Origin of the sequence: Ramlibacter alkalitolerans (assembly GCF_016722765.1) — a bacterium.
Classification (GTDB): Bacteria; Pseudomonadota; Gammaproteobacteria; order Burkholderiales; family Burkholderiaceae_C; genus Ramlibacter; species Ramlibacter alkalitolerans.
Genome location: NZ_JAEQND010000006.1, coordinates 153,201 through 168,740, shown reverse-complemented (window position 1 = coordinate 168,740; position 15,540 = coordinate 153,201). Strand labels below are relative to the sequence as shown.

15 protein-coding genes and 2 riboswitches are annotated in these 15,540 nt (G+C 67.8%); of the genes, 9 read left to right on the top strand and 6 right to left on the bottom strand.

The annotated features are described in order from the left end of the window. Positions 1-34: 34 nt before the first annotated feature. Positions 35-676 (bottom strand): CoA transferase subunit B, encoded by a 642-nt coding sequence (locus tag JI746_RS12080; RefSeq protein WP_201689757.1) that lies wholly within the window; start codon positions 674-676, stop codon positions 35-37. Between the two features lie 52 nt (positions 677-728). Next, on the bottom strand, positions 729-1,430 hold the full coding sequence (locus JI746_RS12075) for a CoA transferase subunit A (RefSeq protein ID WP_201689755.1): 702 nt from the start codon (positions 1,428-1,430) through the stop codon (positions 729-731). 103 nt (positions 1,431-1,533) lie between these two features. On the opposite strand from JI746_RS12075, the gene JI746_RS12070 reads away from it, so the two are divergent. Next, complete coding sequence (locus JI746_RS12070; RefSeq protein ID WP_201689753.1) at positions 1,534-2,082, top strand: LuxR C-terminal-related transcriptional regulator; 549 nt, start codon at positions 1,534-1,536, stop codon at positions 2,080-2,082. Positions 2,083-2,129: 47 nt separating this feature from the next. Here the strand turns inward: JI746_RS12070 and JI746_RS12065 are convergent, their stop codons facing one another. Both JI746_RS12065 and JI746_RS12060 read right to left on the bottom strand, forming a co-directional pair. Continuing rightward, positions 2,130-2,510: a carboxymuconolactone decarboxylase family protein gene (locus JI746_RS12065; protein WP_201689751.1), complete on the bottom strand. Its 381-nt coding sequence runs from the start codon at positions 2,508-2,510 to the stop codon at positions 2,130-2,132. A 66-nt stretch (positions 2,511-2,576) separates the two neighbouring features. After that, positions 2,577-3,566: a lysozyme inhibitor LprI family protein gene (locus JI746_RS12060; RefSeq protein ID WP_201689749.1), complete on the bottom strand. Its 990-nt coding sequence runs from the start codon at positions 3,564-3,566 to the stop codon at positions 2,577-2,579. Between the two features lie 166 nt (positions 3,567-3,732). On the opposite strand from JI746_RS12060, the gene JI746_RS12055 reads away from it, so the two are divergent. Further along, on the top strand, positions 3,733-4,311 hold the full coding sequence (locus JI746_RS12055; RefSeq protein ID WP_201689748.1) for a peroxidase-related enzyme: 579 nt from the start codon (positions 3,733-3,735) through the stop codon (positions 4,309-4,311). Between the two features lie 143 nt (positions 4,312-4,454). On the opposite strand, the gene JI746_RS12050 is transcribed toward JI746_RS12055, so the two are convergent. Further along, on the bottom strand, positions 4,455-4,874 hold the full coding sequence (locus JI746_RS12050; protein WP_201689747.1) for an acyl-CoA thioesterase: 420 nt from the start codon (positions 4,872-4,874) through the stop codon (positions 4,455-4,457). Between the two features lie 14 nt (positions 4,875-4,888). Then, the gene (locus JI746_RS12045; protein WP_201689746.1) at positions 4,889-5,671 is read right to left on the bottom strand and encodes an SDR family oxidoreductase; all 783 of its coding nucleotides are present in this window, start codon (positions 5,669-5,671) and stop codon (positions 4,889-4,891) included. A gap of 124 nt (positions 5,672-5,795) precedes the next feature. On the opposite strand from JI746_RS12045, the gene JI746_RS12040 reads away from it, so the two are divergent. The 7 genes from JI746_RS12040 to gcvP all read left to right on the top strand — a co-directional run bounded on the left by JI746_RS12040 (position 5,796) and on the right by gcvP (position 15,450). Next, positions 5,796-7,478, top strand: a complete 1,683-nt coding sequence (locus JI746_RS12040) for an electron transfer flavoprotein-ubiquinone oxidoreductase (RefSeq protein ID WP_201689745.1) — start codon at positions 5,796-5,798, stop codon at positions 7,476-7,478. 128 nt (positions 7,479-7,606) lie between these two features. Then, on the top strand, positions 7,607-8,578 hold the full coding sequence (locus JI746_RS12035) for a TRAP transporter substrate-binding protein (protein ID WP_201689744.1): 972 nt from the start codon (positions 7,607-7,609) through the stop codon (positions 8,576-8,578). A gap of 154 nt (positions 8,579-8,732) precedes the next feature. Next, positions 8,733-9,227, top strand: a complete 495-nt coding sequence (locus tag JI746_RS12030) for a TRAP transporter small permease (RefSeq protein WP_201689743.1) — start codon at positions 8,733-8,735, stop codon at positions 9,225-9,227. Then, positions 9,224-10,501: a TRAP transporter large permease gene (locus JI746_RS12025; protein ID WP_201689741.1), complete on the top strand. Its 1,278-nt coding sequence runs from the start codon at positions 9,224-9,226 to the stop codon at positions 10,499-10,501. Before JI746_RS12030 ends, JI746_RS12025 begins: the two co-directional genes overlap by 4 nt. A gap of 138 nt (positions 10,502-10,639) precedes the next feature. After that, positions 10,640-10,728, top strand: a riboswitch (glycine riboswitch). Positions 10,729-10,738: 10 nt separating this feature from the next. Further along, a riboswitch (glycine riboswitch) is annotated at positions 10,739-10,844 on the top strand. Positions 10,845-10,887: 43 nt separating this feature from the next. After that, entirely contained in the window at positions 10,888-12,018 is a 1,131-nt protein-coding gene (gene gcvT / locus JI746_RS12020) for a glycine cleavage system aminomethyltransferase GcvT (protein WP_408004094.1), read from the top strand. 19 nt (positions 12,019-12,037) lie between these two features. Next, entirely contained in the window at positions 12,038-12,415 is a 378-nt protein-coding gene (gene gcvH / locus JI746_RS12015; protein ID WP_201689737.1) for a glycine cleavage system protein GcvH, read from the top strand. Between the two features lie 140 nt (positions 12,416-12,555). Next, complete coding sequence (gene gcvP, locus JI746_RS12010; protein ID WP_201689735.1) at positions 12,556-15,450, top strand: aminomethyl-transferring glycine dehydrogenase; 2,895 nt, start codon at positions 12,556-12,558, stop codon at positions 15,448-15,450. Positions 15,451-15,540 lie beyond the last annotated feature (90 nt).

The window sequence follows — 15,540 nt, the reverse complement described above, 5'->3', positions numbered from 1 at the left end:
CCAAGGTACGCATCGGCGGCGCACCGGATCCCCATCACCGAACCAGCTTCACGCCCGTCTTGGACTGCACGAACTCGAAGCTCACTTCCGGCGCCAGCTCCGTGACCTTCAGGCCCTGCGGCGTCACGTCCATCACGGCGAGGTCGGTGATGATGCGGTCCACCACGGCCTTGCCCGTCAGGGGCAGCGTGCACTCGGGCAGGATCTTCAGGTCCTCGGTGCCATCCTTCTTGCGGGCCACGTGCTCCATCAGCACGATGACGCGCGGCACGCCGGCCACGAGGTCCATCGCGCCGCCCATGCCCTTGACCATCTTGCCGGGGATCATCCAGTTGGCCAGGTCGCCCTTCTCGCTCACCTGCAGCGCGCCCAGGATCGAGAGGTTGATCTTGCCGCCGCGGATCATCGCGAAGCTGTCGTGGCTGCCGAAGATCGACGAGCCCTTGATCGTGGTGACGGTCTGCTTGCCGGCGTTGATCAGGTCGGCGTCCACCTCGTCGTCGTACGGGAAGGGGCCGATGCCCAGCATGCCGTTCTCGCTCTGCAGCCAGACCTCCATGTTGTCCGGCACGAAGTTCGCCACCAGCGTGGGGATGCCGATGCCGAGATTGACGTAGAAGCCGTCCTGCAGTTCCTTGGCGGCGCGCGCGGCCATCTGATCCTGGGTCCAGGGCATTGCTTTCTCCTATTCAGAGGGGACAGAGCTGAAGGTCTGTCCCCTGGTCCATCTATTTGCGGTCGCGCACCGTGCGCTTCTCGATGCGTTTCTCGGGCGTCGGGTTGTGCACGATCCGGTGCACGTAGATGCCCGGCAGGTGCACGTCGTCCGGCGCGATCTCGCCGACGGCGACGATGCGCTCCACCTCCACGATGCAGATCTTGCCGGCCATCGCGGCGGCCGGATTGAAGTTGCGCGCGGTGAGGTTGAAGCGCAGGTTGCCCGAGCGGTCCGCCACGTCGGCCTTGACCAGCGACACGTCCGGGAACAGCGCCCGCTCCATCACGTAGGTCTCGCCGTCGAACTCGCGCAGTTCCTTGCCCCCGGCGACCATGGTGCCGACGCCGGTCTTCGTGAAGAACGCCGGGATGCCAGCGCCGCCGGCGCGCAGCTTCTCGGCCAGCGTGCCCTGCGGCGTGAATTCCAGTTCCAGTTCGCCGGCCAGGAACTGGCGCTCGAACTCCTTGTTCTCGCCGACGTACGAGGAGATCATCTTGCGGATCTGCCGCGTCTGCAGCAGCTTGCCGAGGCCGAAGTCGTCGACGCCGGCGTTGTTCGAGATCGCGGTCAGGTCCTTGACGCCGCTCGCCTTCACCGCTTCGATCAGGGCCTCGGGAATGCCGCACAGGCCGAAGCCGCCGACGGCAATGAGCTGGCCGCTGCGGATCACGCCGTCGAGCGCCGCTGCCGCACTGGGATAGATCTTGTTCACTCTCCGCTCTCCTGCTGGTCACCCACCGGCCGCGAAGCGCGGGCCGTCGGGAAGCTACGATACTACCTACGATGCTACGTAGTACTCCCTAGAGGATAGCCCCATGGACGTCGATTACCGGCTCGCCTTCGAGCTCGCGCCGGTGGGCCTGTGCCTGTCCCGCAACCGTTCCATCGTGGATTGCAACGTGGCGCTGTGCGAGATGTTCGGCTGGTCGCGCGAATTGCTCACGGGCCAGTCCTTCCTGGTGCTGTACCCCAGCGCCGACGAATACGAGCGCCTGGGCGCGCGCATGGCGCCGATCCTCAACGCCAAGGGCCACTACGCCGACGACCGCATCATGAAGCGCGCCAGCGGCGAGGTGTTCTGGTGCCACGTGAGCGGAAGCGCGCTCAACCGCGCAGCGCCGCACGAGGCCGGCATCTGGGTCTTCGAGGACCTGAGTTCGCGCCGGCCGGTGAAGGCCGAACTGACGGCGCGCGAACGCGAAGTGGCCGCGCGGCTGCTCGATGGACTGACCTCCAAGGAGATCGGCAAGACGCTGAACATCAGCCATCGCACGGTGGAGATCTACCGGGCCCGGCTGATGCGAAAGTACCGGGCGAATACCACGGCGGACCTGGTGCACAAGCTGATGGCCGGGGTGTCGTGAACAAGCCCCTGGATCCCCCCGGCCTTCGCGGGGAGGAGGGGTGCGGACTACTTCGCGTCCACCACCTCCGCCGCCGTCCGCAGCGCATCGATCGCCGCCGGGAACCCGCAATACACGCTGGCGTGCAGGAAGATCTCCTGCAGTTCCTCGCGCGTGACGCCGTTGTTCAGCGCGCCCCTCACGTGCGCCTTCAGCTCGTGCGGCCGGTTGAGCGCGACCAGCATCGACACGGTGACGATGCTGCGCGTCTTCAGGTCCAGGCCCGGGCGCTGCCAGGTGTTGCCCCAGGCGTGCTTGGTCACCAGTTCCTGCATCGGATCGGTGAACGGCGTGACGCGGCTCAGCGCGCCGTCGACGTACTCGTCGCCGAGCACCTTGCGGCGGGTGGCCAGGCCGGCCTGGGTTTCGGGATCCTGGGACAGGGGCATCGCGCGCTCCACGAACGAAGAAGCCGGGAGCATACGCCCGTGGCTCCCGGCGGATCGCTGGCGCGGTCAGAACTCGTCGAGCAACTGGCTGCGCCGCTGGGCGTACCACCGCAGGAGGCAGGCCTTGTCCTGGCAGGCGGAATCGCGCTGCGCCAGCGCCTGGCTGTCGCGCCGGTGCAGGCCCGCCGGGTCGCGCGTGACCTGGCTCGCCTGCGCGCGCAGCCGCTCCATGTCGCGCTCGAGTTGGGAGAGTTCGGGATCGGAGGAGATCAGGCGCGCAGCGGCGGCATTGCGGGCCGTCGGCGCGAAGCTCTCGGCCGCACCCATGACACGCGTGCCGGCCTCGCTCTGCAGGTCCGCGCGGGCCCTCTGCAGCGCGCCGGGGTCGCGCAGCGACGCCAGCCGCTGCTCGGCGAGCCGCGTCTTGGAGGCTTCGCGGCCGAGCGCCGCGGAATAGGTGATCGCGCTTTCCGACAGCAGCGCTGACGCGCGCTGCAGCAGCGCCTCGCGGCCATCCCCCTGCTCCTGCGAAGCCGCAAAGGCAGCGTACTGCTGCGCCATTTGCGACTTCAGGTCGGCGACCGTCACCGAGTGGCTGCCGGAGCCCTTCTCGGCCAGGTGGCAGGCGGCGAGCAACGCCACTTCCGCATCACGCAGGTGGCCCTGCTGCGCCGACTCGCGCGCGACGGTCACATAGGCCGAAGGTTCCACCTGCGCTCCGGAGGACAGGGCCGAAGCGAGCGCGAAGCGGCCGTCGCCGGGGCCGCTTGCCACGACGAGCGGCTGCGCGGGACAGGTCTCCGCCAGCACGACGGCTTGCACCTGGCCCGTGGCAGGCGCTTGGGGCCTGCGCCCCTGCGGATCGGCGCGCACCGCGTCGGATGCGGCGAGCGGCTGGCCCGAGAGGTCCGCCGGCGCCGTCGTGCGGTTGGCGGCGGCGGGCGCAGGGGCAGGCTCTTCGCTGCGCGTGAACGCGCCGAGCCAGGCCGCCAGCAGCAAGGCCCCGGCGAGCGAGCCGCCGACGAAGGTGGCGGGACTGAGGAAGACTCTGGCCATGCGCCAACATATACCGCCTGGCCCAGGTGTGCCAAGTCGGATCACATCCTGGCGCGGCCGTCACATTCTGCGACGGCGGTCGAGCCTGCCGTGGCTCAGCTGCGCGGTCCGGCTATCCTCCTGGTCCATGGATTCCCGACTGCGCGGGAATGATGGAGACCCAAGCATGGACCGCTACCCGATGCCCGAACTGAAGGACCTGCCCGAGGACATGCGCCAGCGCATCCTGGAGGTGCAGGAAAAGAGCGGCTTCGTGCCGAACGTGTTCCTGGCGCTGGCGCGCCGGCCGGCCGAGTGGCGCGCCTTCTTCGCCTACCACGACGCGCTGATGCTCAAGGAGACCGGCTCGCTCACCAAGGGCGAGCGCGAGATGATCGTGACGGCCACCAGCGCCGCCAACAACTGCCTGTACTGCGTGGTCGCGCATGGCGCGATCCTGCGCATCTACGAGAAGAAGCCGCTGGTGGCCGACCAGGTGGCGGTGAACTACCGCAAGGCCGACATCACGCCGCGCCAGCGCGCGATGCTCGACTTCGCGATGAAGGTGTGCCTGCGCTCGCACGAGATCGACGAGGCCGATTTCCAGGCGCTGCAGCCGCACGGCTTCGACGACGAGGACATCTGGGACATCGCCGCGATCACGGCGTTCTTCGGGCTGTCGAACCGCATGGCGAGCTTCTCGAACATGATGCCGAACGCGGAGTTCTATCTGCTGGGAAGGGTGCCGCGGGAGAAGAAGGCGTAACTTCCGCTGCGCATTCTGTATTTGTAGGCTGGCGGTGAGCCGCGCAGCGCGCGAACCCCAGCGTTTGCGCGGCGGTGCGCAAGCGCTGGGGTTCCGGCGCTTCGCGCGTCACCGCCAGCCTACCGCATGCGTTCGCCGAAGCCTCAGGAAATCAACTCCCGGAACCACGCCGGCATCGGCACGCTCTTCTGCTTCGGGAAATCCACCCACACCGTCGTCGCGCCGCCGGACGAATACAGCGTGCCGGGGTCGTCGTCGCGCTCTATCGTCGCCCAGCTCTCGAAGCTGCTGCGACCCGGATCGCTGGCGTACATCTTCACCGTGATGTCGCCGGGGTACTCCAGCTGCTTGTGGAAGTTGCAGAACGCATTGACGATCACCGGCCCCTCGCCCTGCGGATTGAGGTTGCAGCCGATTGACCGGAACCAGTCGATGCGCACCACCTCCAGGTAGCGGAAGTACAGCGTGTTGTTCACGTGCCCCATCGCATCCATGTCGCCCCAGCGAATGGGCATGCGCATGGTGTAGACCAGCTTCTTGCTTTCCGGCAGTTCCAGCTTCATCCGCGGCGCTTTCCTCAGATCCCGAAGCCGTCGTCGGCGGCGATCACCGCGCCGTTGACGAAGTGGCTCTCGTTGGCCGCCAGCATCACCAGCAGCGCATCGAGGTCCTCCGGCTTGCCCACGCGCTTGCGCGGCAGCATCTGCACCAGCTTCTGCCCCTGCTCGCTCTCCCAGTGGCGGTGGTTGATCTCGGTGTCGATGTAGCCGGGGCACAGCGCGTTGACGTTGATGCCGAAACGGCCCCATTCCAGCGCCAGCACCTTCGTCATCTGGATCACCGCCGCCTTGCTCATGGCATAGACGCCGATCTGCGGCAGCGCCCGCATGCCCGCCATCGACGCGATGTTGATGATGCGTCCGCCGGTGTAGGTGCCCGGCGCCGAGCCCTGGGCGCGCGCCAGCATGCGCTTGCCCACTTCCTGTGCCACGAAGAAGGCGCCCTTCACGTTGGTGTCGAACACGTAGTCGAACTCCTCCTCGCCCACGTCCTGGATGCGCTGCGTGGTGCTCACGCCGGAGTTGTTCACCAGGATGTCGATGGAGCCGACCTCCGTCTCCGCGTGCGCCACGGCGGCGCGGATGCTCTCGAGGCTGGTGACGTCGAGGCCGACGACATGCGCGTCGCCGCCCTCGCCTTCGATCTGCGCCCGCAGGTCCTTGAGTTTCTCGAGGCGGCGCGCGGCCAGCACCACGGCGGCGCCGGAGCGCGCCAGCACGCGCGCGAACTGCGCGCCCAGGCCGCTGGACGCGCCGGTGACCAGGGCGACACGCCCGGACAGGTCGATGGTGTAGGCCAAGGGGACTCCTCTTCTCGTCTCGTCGAACGGTCGTTCGGGGCCCGGTTTCACCGGGGCATAGAATCGACGGTGGAGCGCGGCGCAAGGACACGCGCGGTTGCGGACCATTATCAACGACACTCCCATGACCCAAGAAGAGATCCTGGCCCAGTACGGCCCGCGCGAAGCGATGGAATACGACGTGGTGGTGGTGGGCGGGGGACCCTCCGGCCTCTCCACCGCGATCCACCTCAAGCAGCTCGCCGCGCAGGAAGGCAAGGATGTCTCGGTCGTGGTGCTGGAAAAGGGTTCCGAGCCCGGCGCCCACATCCTCTCCGGCGCCGTGGTCGACCCGATCGCCCTGAACGAGCTGATCCCCGACTGGAAGGAAAAGGGCGCGCCGCTCAACCAGCCGGTCACCGAGGACGTGTTCCTCATGCTGTCCGAGCGCGGCGCCTCGCGCATCCCGAACTTCCTGCTGCCGCCCAACTTCGTCAGCCACGGCTGCTACATCGTGAGCCTGGCCAACGTGACGCGCTGGCTCGCGCAGCAGGCCGAGGGCCTGGGCGTGGAGATCTTCCCCGGCTTCGCGGCGGCCGAAGTGCTGTACGACGAGAACGGCGCGGTCAAGGGCGTGGCCACGGGCAACATGGGCATCGGCAAGGACGGCGAGCCGACCGAGAACTTCCAGCTCGGGATGGAGCTGCACGCCAGGTACACGATCTTCGCGGAAGGCGCGCGCGGCCACCTGGGCAAGCAGGTGATCGGCCGCTTCAAGCTCGATGGCGACCGCGATCCGCAGACCTACAGCATCGGCATCAAGGAAGTGTGGGAGATCGATCCCTCGCGCCACACGCCCGGCCTCACGCTGCACAGCTCCGGCTGGCCGCTCGACGAGATGACCTACGGCGGCACCTTCATGTACCACATGGAGAACAACCTGGTCGCCACCGGCTTCGTCGTCGGCCTCGATTACCAGAACCCCTACCTGTCGCCGTTCGAGGAATTCCAGCGCTGGAAGACGCATCCGAACATCCGCTGGTACTTCGAGGGCCCCGGCGGCGCCAGGCGCCTGGGCTACGGGGCGCGCGCGCTGACGGTCGGCGGCATCCTGTCGCTGCCCAAGCTGGTGTTCCCGGGCGGCGCGCTGGTGGGCGACGACGCAGGCTTCCTCAATGCCTCGCGGATCAAGGGCACGCACACGGCGATCAAGTCCGGCATGCTGGCGGCGCGCGCTGCCTTCGACGCGGTTGCCGCCGGGCGCCAGCGCGACGAGCTCGTGGCCTACCCCGAGGCCTTCGAGCAGTCGTGGATGTACAAGGAACTGAACAAGTCCCGCAACTTCAAGCAGTGGTTCAAGAAGGGCCGCACGGTCGCCACGCTGATGACGGGCGTCGAGCAGTTCGTGCTGCGCGGCACGATCCCGTGGACCATCCACCGCGACAAGCCGGACCACGTCTATCTCAAGCCCGCCGCGGAGTGCAAGCCGATCGTCTATCCCAAGCCGGACGGCAAGCTGACCTTCGACCGGCTGTCCTCCGTCTTCATCGCCAACGTCAACCACGAGGAGAACCAGCCCTCGCACCTGACGCTGAAGGACCCCAGCGTGCCGGTGCAGGTCAACCTGCAGAAGTTCGCGGGACCCGAGGCCCGCTACTGCCCCGCCGGCGTGTACGAGTTCGTCGCCACCGACAACGGCGGCGAGCGGCTGCAGATCAACGCGGCCAACTGCGTGCACTGCAAGACCTGCGACATCAAGGATCCGACGCAGAACATCGTCTGGGTCACGCCGGAAGGCGGCGGCGGGCCGAACTACACCAACATGTGACGCTTTCACGGAATGTCGGCCGCTCCTGACTGGAGCTGACGGCTTCCGTCCGGAGAAGTCCCGTGTCGGGCGCAGCCCGACTGGGGCATGATCGCCGGGTTTTGTCCGCAAGTCCCCCAGGAGACCTCATGAAGTACACCAAGCTCTTCGCCGTCCTCGCCGCCGGCCTGCTGGCCAGCTCGCTGGCCGCCGCCCAGACGACGATGAAGATCAGCATTTCCACCGCCCAGAACTCGCACCAGGGCATCGCGATCGACACCTTCGCGAAGGAAGTGGAAAAGCGCACCAGCGGCCGCTACAAGATCCAGACCTTCTACAACGGGTCCCTGGGCGGCGAGCGCGAGTCCATCGAGGCGGTGCAACTGGGCACCCAGGAACTGGCGTTCTCCTCCACCGGCCCGGTGCCGAACTTCGTGCCCGAGACCAAGATCCTGGACGTGCCCTTCCTGTTCCGCGACAAGGCCCATGCCCGCGCGGTGCTCGATGGCCCGATCGGCCAGGACCTGCTGACCAAGTTCGATGCCAAGGGCTTCAAGGCGCTGGCGTGGGCCGAGAACGGCTTCCGCCACATGACCAACAGCAAGCGCGACGTGAAGGCGCCGGAGGACCTGAAGGGCCTGAAGATGCGCACCATGGAGAACCCGGTGCACATCGCCGCCTACAAGGGCTTCGGCATCATCACCACGCCCATGGCGTTCCCGGAAGTCTTCACCGCGCTGCAGCAGGGCACGGTCGACGGCCAGGAGAACCCGCTGTCGGTGATCATCTCCGCCAAGTTCGACCAGGTGCAGAAGCACCTGAGCCTGACCGGCCACGTGTACTCGCCCTGCATCTTCGTGATGAACAAGGGTTCGTTCGACAAGCTCTCCGCCGCCGACAAGCAGGCCTTCCTCGAGGCGGCCAAGGTGGCCACCGCAGCCAACCGCGCGCGCGTGGACGAGGACGACGCCAAGGGCGTGGCCGACCTGCGTGCCAAGGGCATGACCGTGATCGACAACGTGGACAAGGCCGCCTTCGTCAAGGCCCTGGGCCCGGTGAACGCCGACTTCGAGAAGCAGTTCGGCAAGGCCAACCTGGACCGCATCCGCAACTACAAGTGACAGCGCGGGGGTCCGCCCCCCGAGCCGTCATCCCCGCGCAGGCGGGGATCCAGAGGGCCCGCGAACGCGGGCCTTTCCACGAACGCCGCGCGAACGTGATCCACTGGATCCCCCGCCTGCGCGGGGATGACGAAGATCCCAACAAAGAGTCCCCGTGAAAGAAACCTTCCTGCGCATCGAGCGCTTCACCAGCGGCCTGGCCATGGCCGGAGCCTGCGCCATGCTGGTCGTGGCCAGTGTGCTGGGCATGTTCCAGATCGTCACCCGCTTCATCCTGGAGCAGCCGGCGGAGTGGAGCGAGATCCTGATCCGCCTGTCGCTGATCTGGATGGTGTTCCTCGGCATCCCGGCCGCGTTCCGCCAGGGCGCCATGGTGAGCGTGGACGTGGTGTACCGCTCGGTGCATGGCGGCGCCCGCCGCGCACTCGACTGGGCGGTGGCCATCGCAGCGCTGGTGCTCGTCGCCGTCATCCTCTGGTGGGGCTGGGACTATGCCGTGCGCGGCCAGGTGCAGTCGATGGCCGGACTGGAATCGATCTCCATGTTCTGGGGCTACCTGGCGCTGCCGGTCGGCGCGGTGTTCTGCATCTTCGGGATCATCGGCAACCTGATCGATCCGAAGCGCGAGGAACTGGAGACGGCGCAATGACCAGTGCGATGCTCGCCACGATGGTGCTGTGCTTCGCGCTCAGCGTCTCCGTCGCCGTCTCCATCGGCCTGTCCGCCATCCTCGGCATCCAGGTCACCCACGCCAACATGCTCATCTCCGTCAAGGAGATGTTCAACTCGATCAACAAGTTTCCGCTGGCGGCGATCCCCTTCTTCATCCTCGCCGGCAACCTGATGGAAACCGGCGGCATCTCGCGCCGGCTGGTGGAATTCGCCAAGAGCATCGTGGGCGGCGTGCAGGGTGGCCTCCCCATGACCTGCGTGCTCACCTGCATGATCTTCGCGGCGGTCTCGGGGTCGTCGGTCGCCACCACCTTCGCGATCGGCGCGATCCTGATCCCGGCGCTGATCAAGCACGGTTACCCGACCAGCTATGCCGCGGCGCTGCAGGCCACCAGCGCGGAGCTGGGCGTGATCATCCCGCCCTCGATCCCGATGATCCTGTACGGCGTGAGCGCCGAGGTCTCCATCGGCGAACTGTTCATCGCCGGCTTCGGCCCCGGCATCCTGATCGGCGGCTCGCTGATGTTCTTCGCCTGGGCGTACTGCAAGTACAAGGGCTGGGGCAAGAACGACGGCGACGGCCGCCTGCCCTTCGGCACCGCGCTGAAGCAGGCCGGGTGGGCGCTGCTGATGCCGGTGATCATCCTGGGCGGCATCTACGGCGGCGTGTTCACGCCGACCGAAGCTTCGGCCGTGGCCGTGTTCTACGCGCTGGTCGTCGGCATGCTCGTCTACCGCGAGATCGACGTGCGCCAGCTGTACGCCATCCTGCGCAAGTCGGTGCTCTCGTCGGCGGTGATCATGTTCATCATCGCCAACGCGGGACTGTTCGCCTTCCTGATCACCCGCGCCGGCGTGCCGGAGGCCATCGGCCTGTGGCTGCAGGACGTGCTGAAGAGTCCGCAGATGTTCCTGCTGGGCGTGAACGCGGCGCTGTTCCTGATCGGCATGTTCATCGAGACCAGCGCAGCGATCATCGTGCTGGCGCCCATCCTGGCGCCGGTGGCGCAGCACTTCGGCATCGACCCGGTGCACTTCGGGCTGATCATGGTGGTGAACCTGGCGCTGGGCATGATCACGCCGCCGTTCGGCGTGAACCTGTTCGCCGCTTGCACGGTTGCCAAGATCTCGCTGGACCGCATCATCACGCAGCTGATCCCCTTCGTGCTGGTGGTGCTCGCCTGCCTGATGGTGATCACGTACGTCCCGGGCCTGTCGCTGGGCCTGCGGGACCTGGTGTACGCGAAGTAGAGCCGGAACAGCCTTCAACGCAAAAGCCGCGAAAGCGCGCAAGGACCGCCAAAGGAATCCTTCGATTTTCCTCTGCGGCTTTGGCGTACTTTCGCGGCTTTCGCGTTCTGGCTGTCCGTCCCTTGCGCTCGGCTAGAATCCTGCACGTCAGGAGAGAGCTTCGCAGCAGTCCAGCGGAGCCGCCGAAGGCGCTGCAACGCTCAGGTACCCAGGACTGACGAACGCTCCGTGCGCGGAGCGTACCTTGCTGGAGAGAGGCGGCTGCCGCGCAGCCACCCACCGAAGGAGCAAACCCGGCGCGGGCCGGGCGAATCTCTCAGGTAAAGCGGACAGCACGGGCCCACCCATCGTGAAGTACGATGGTCCACAAGCCTGTTGGAGTCCGCGTGTCCGCCCCTCAAGAAGAGCTACAGAAGACACCCCTGCACGCCTTGCACCTCGAGCTCGGTGCGCGCATGGTCCCGTTCGCCGGCTACTCGATGCCGGTCCAGTACCCCGCCGGCCTGATGGCCGAGCACCACCACACGCGCACCAGCGCCGGCCTGTTCGACGTCTCGCACATGGGCCAGCTCCGGCTGGTCGGCCAGGACGCCGCGGCGGCCTTCGAGACGCTCGTGCCCGTCGACGTGATCGACCTCGCGCCCGGCAAGCAGCGCTACGGCCTGCTGCTCACCGACGAGGGCACGATCATCGACGACCTGATGTTCGTCAACCGCGGCGGCGAACTGTTCGTGATCGTCAACGGCGCCTGCAAGACCGGCGACCTCGCGCACATCCAGGACCGGATCGGCTCGCGCTGCCAGGTCGTGCCGATGTTCGACCGCGGGCTGCTCGCGCTGCAGGGCCCCAGGGCGGTCGATGCGCTCAGTCGCGTGCTGCCCGGCGTCGAGAAGCTGGTGTTCATGACCGGCGCCGGCTTCCAGTGGCAGGGGGCGGACCTGTTCGTCACGCGCAGCGGCTACACCGGCGAGGACGGCTTCGAGATCTCGGTTCCCGGCGAGCGCGCGCAGGCGTTCGCGCGCGAACTGCTCGCCCAGGAGGAAGTCAAGCCCGTCGGCCTCGGCGCGCGCAACTCCCTGCGGCTGGAAGCCGGCCTGTGCCTGTACGGCAACGACATCGACACCACCACCACGCCCGTCGAAGCGGCGCTGCAGTGGGCGATCCAGAAGGTGCGGCGCACCGGCGGCGGGCGCGCGGGCGGCTTCCCGGGCGCGGAGCGCGTGCTGGCGCAACTCGATGGACGCGAGGCGGTCGCGCGCAAGCGGGTGGGCCTCGTCGCGCTGGAGCGGGTGCCCGTGCGCGAGCACGCGGAGTTGCAGGACACCCAGGGCCAGCGCGTGGGCGAAGTCACGAGCGGCCTGCTCGGGCCGTCCATCGACAAGCCGATCGCCATGGGCTACGTGCCGCCCCAGCTTGCCGCCACCGGCACGCGCCTGCAGGCCGTGGTGCGCGGCAAGCCGGTGGCCATGGAAGTCGGCGCCATGCCTTTCGTCCCCAATCGTTACTACCGCGGCTGACCCCGCCAGGAGAGGAAACATGACCGTGAAGTACACGCCCGAGCATGAATGGATCCAGCTGGAGGACCACGAGTACGCCGTGGTCGGCATCACGCTGCATGCGCAGGACGCGCTGGGCGACGTCGTGTTCGTGGACCTGCCCGAAGTCGGCCGCACCTATGCCAAGGGCGAGCAGGCCGGCGTCGTCGAATCGGTGAAGGCGGCGGCCGACGTGTACATGCCGATCTCCGGCGAAGTCTCGGAAGTCAACGAGGACCTGCGCAACGACCCGTCCATCGCCAACAAGGACCCGATGGGCAACGGCTGGTTCTTCAAGATCCTGATCAAGGACATGGCGGAATTCGACGCGCTGATGGACGAGCCCGAATACGTCAAGTTCGTGAAGGCGACGACCTGACGCGCGCTGCGCGCGCATGACCTCGCGCCGCGGCGCTCCATGACACGCTTCGCCCACGACGAATGACGTGGTCCGTGTCATCAGCGCAGCGTGTCATCGAAGCCGCGCCAGCGGCAAGTCATCTTGTCATTGGGCCCCGAATGTTGAAGCAAACCGCCCGGCCGCTCGGCGAGCTGGAAAACCCGAACGAGTTCATCCCGCGCCACATCGGCATCGGCGAGGCCGACGAACAGCACATGCTGTCCGTGATCGGCGAAGCCTCGCGCCGCGCGCTGATCGAAAGCATCGTGCCGCGGTCCATCGCCCGCGCCCGCGAGATGCGGCTGCCGCCGCCGGCCACCGAGGCGGCCGCCCTGCTGGAACTGCGCGCCATCGCGAACCGCAACCAGGTCTTCCGCAGCTTCATCGGCCAGGGCTACTACGGCACCTTCACGCCGGGCGTGATCCTGCGCAACATCCTCGAGAACCCGGCCTGGTACACGGCGTACACGCCCTACCAGGCGGAGATCAGCCAGGGTCGCATGGAAGCGCTGGTGAACTTCCAGACCATGGTGTGCGACCTCACGGCCATGCCGATCGCCAACGCCTCGATGCTCGACGAGGCCACGGCGGCGGCCGAAGCGATGACGCTCGCAAAGCGCATGGTCCGGAGCAGGAGCGCCAACTTCCTCGTCGCGGGCGACTGCCACCCGCAGACGATCGAGGTGGTGCGCACGCGCGCCGCGCCGCTGGGCATCAACGTGGTCGTCGGCGTCGTGCCGGACCTGATGCAGCAGCAGGACTACTTCGCCGTGCTCGCGCAGTACCCGTCCACCAGCGGGATGATCCACGACATGCGTGCCTGCGTGGACCAGGCGCATGCGAAGCAGGCCGCGTTCATCGTCGCCGCCGACCTGCTGGCGCTCGCGGTGCTGGCCCCGCCAGGCGAATGGGGTGCCGACGTCGTGGTGGGCAGCACCCAGCGCTTCGGCATGCCGATGGGCGCCGGCGGCCCGCATGCGGCCTACCTCGCCTGCCGCGACGACTACAAGCGCTCGATGCCGGGGCGCCTGGTCGGCGTCAGCGTCGATGCGCACGGCAACCCGGCGTACCGCCTGGCCCTGCAGACGCGCGAACAGCACATCCGGCGCGAGAAGGCCACCTCCAACATCTGCACGGCGCAGGTCCTGCCCGCGGTGATCGCGAGCATGTACGCGGTCTACCACGGGCCGCAGGGACTCAAGCGGATCGCGCAACGGGTGGCCGCGTACACGGCGATCCTCGCCGCGGGCCTGAAGCAGATGGGATGGGAGCTGAGCGCGCCCTTCGCCTTCGACACGCTGGTGGTGAAGACCGGCGAATCGACCGACATCATCGCCGGCCGCGCCCACGCCGCGCACGCCAACCTGCGCAACACCTTCCCCGGCGGCCTCGGCATCTCGCTGGACGAGACCACCACGCGCGACGACATCCGCCTGCTGTGGTCCTTCTTCGCCCGGCCGGGGCAGGCGCTGCCGGACTTCGCCGGCTTCGAGAAGGGCGTCGAGCCGCTGATCCCGCCCGAGCTGCGCCGCACCAGCACCTTCCTGGCGCATCCGGTGTTCAACAGCCACCACAGCGAGACCGGCATGCTGCGCTACATCCGCAGCCTGTCGGACAAGGACCTCGCGCTGGACCGCAGCATGATCCCGCTGGGCAGCTGCACGATGAAGCTCAATGCGACGAGCGAGATGATCCCCGTCACCTGGCCGGAGTTCGCGCACGTGCATCCGTTCGCGCCGCGCGACCAGCTGCAAGGCTACGCCGAACTCGACGAGCAGCTGCGGGCCTGGCTGTGCGAGGCCACGGGCTATGCCGGCATCAGCCTGCAGCCCAACGCCGGCTCGCAGGGCGAGTACGCCGGCCTGCTGGCGATCAAGGCGTGGCATGCCAGCCGCGGGCAGGCGCATCGCACCGTCTGCCTGATCCCGTCGTCCGCCCACGGCACCAATCCGGCCAGCGCGCAGATGGCCGGCCTGCAGGTGGCGGTGACCGCCTGCGACGACAACGGCAACGTGGACCTCGCGGACCTGAAGACGAAGTGCGAGCAGCACAGCGAGCAGCTGGCCTGCATCATGATCACGTATCCGAGCACGCACGGCGTGTTCGAGATGCAGGTCAAGGAACTGTGCGCGATCGTGCACCAGCACGGCGGCCGCGTGTACGTGGACGGCGCCAACATGAACGCGCTGGTGGGCGTGGCGGCGCCGGGCGAATTCGGCGGCGACGTGAGCCACCTGAACCTGCACAAGACCTTCTGCATCCCGCACGGCGGCGGCGGCCCCGGCGTGGGCCCCGTGTGCGTGGTGGAGGACCTCGTGCCCTTCCTGCCCGGGCACCGGGCCGGCGGCCTGCCGGAGCACCCCGTGGGCGCGATCTCCGCGGCGCCGCTGGGCAATGCGGCGGTGCTGCCGATCTCCTGGATGTACTGCCGCATGATGGGCGCCGCCGGCCTGACGCAGGCCACCGAGACGGCCATCCTGAGCGCCAACTACATCAGCGTCCGGCTGCGGGAGCACTATCCGACGCTCTATGCCAGCGCCAACGGCCACGTCGCGCACGAGTGCATCCTGGACCTGCGGCCGCTGAAGGACACCAGCGGGGTGATGGCCGAAGACGTCGCCAAGCGGCTGATGGACTACGGCTTCCATGCGCCGACCCTAAGCTTCCCGGTGCCCAACACGCTGATGGTGGAGCCCACGGAAAGCGAGACGCTGGAGGAGATCGACCGCTTCTGCGACGCGATGATCGCCATCCGCGAGGAGATCCGGCGCGTCGAACGGGGCGAATGGCCGCAGGACGACAACCCGCTGAAGAACGCGCCGCACACGGCCGAATCGCTGCTGGCCGCGGAGTGGACGCATCCCTATCCGCGCGAAGTCGGCGCGGCGATGGCGGATCCGAAGACCGGGTCGGGGCGCCAGCTGAAGTACTGGCCCCCGGTGGCCCGTGTCGACAACGTGTACGGCGACCGCAACCTGTTCTGCAGCTGCGTGCCGACGTCGGCGTACGAGTGAGATCTGCCTTCGCGGCGCGGCGTCACGCAGGCTGGGGTGAGCCGCGCAGCGCGCGAACCCCAGCGATGTGCGCAAGCGCTGGGGTTCGCC

Excerpts from the sequence above, each read along its gene's own strand:
- JI746_RS12070 (WP_201689753.1), top strand. The coding sequence starts at position 1,534 with ATGGACGTCGATTACCGGCTCGCCTTCGAGCTCGCGCCGGTGGGCCTG.
- JI746_RS12055 (WP_201689748.1), top strand. The coding sequence starts at position 3,733 with ATGGACCGCTACCCGATGCCCGAACTGAAGGACCTGCCCGAGGACATG.
- gcvH (WP_201689737.1), top strand. The coding sequence starts at position 12,038 with ATGACCGTGAAGTACACGCCCGAGCATGAATGGATCCAGCTGGAGGAC.
- JI746_RS12040 (WP_201689745.1), top strand. The coding sequence starts at position 5,796 with ATGACCCAAGAAGAGATCCTGGCCCAGTACGGCCCGCGCGAAGCGATG.
- JI746_RS12050 (WP_201689747.1), bottom strand. The coding sequence starts at position 4,874 with ATGAAGCTGGAACTGCCGGAAAGCAAGAAGCTGGTCTACACCATGCGC.
- gcvP (WP_201689735.1), top strand. The coding sequence starts at position 12,556 with ATGTTGAAGCAAACCGCCCGGCCGCTCGGCGAGCTGGAAAACCCGAAC.
- JI746_RS12060 (WP_201689749.1), bottom strand. The coding sequence starts at position 3,566 with ATGGCCAGAGTCTTCCTCAGTCCCGCCACCTTCGTCGGCGGCTCGCTC.
- JI746_RS12035 (WP_201689744.1), top strand. The coding sequence starts at position 7,607 with ATGAAGTACACCAAGCTCTTCGCCGTCCTCGCCGCCGGCCTGCTGGCC.
- JI746_RS12080 (WP_201689757.1), bottom strand. The coding sequence starts at position 676 with ATGCCCTGGACCCAGGATCAGATGGCCGCGCGCGCCGCCAAGGAACTG.
- JI746_RS12065 (WP_201689751.1), bottom strand. The coding sequence starts at position 2,510 with ATGCCCCTGTCCCAGGATCCCGAAACCCAGGCCGGCCTGGCCACCCGC.
- JI746_RS12025 (WP_201689741.1), top strand. The coding sequence starts at position 9,224 with ATGACCAGTGCGATGCTCGCCACGATGGTGCTGTGCTTCGCGCTCAGC.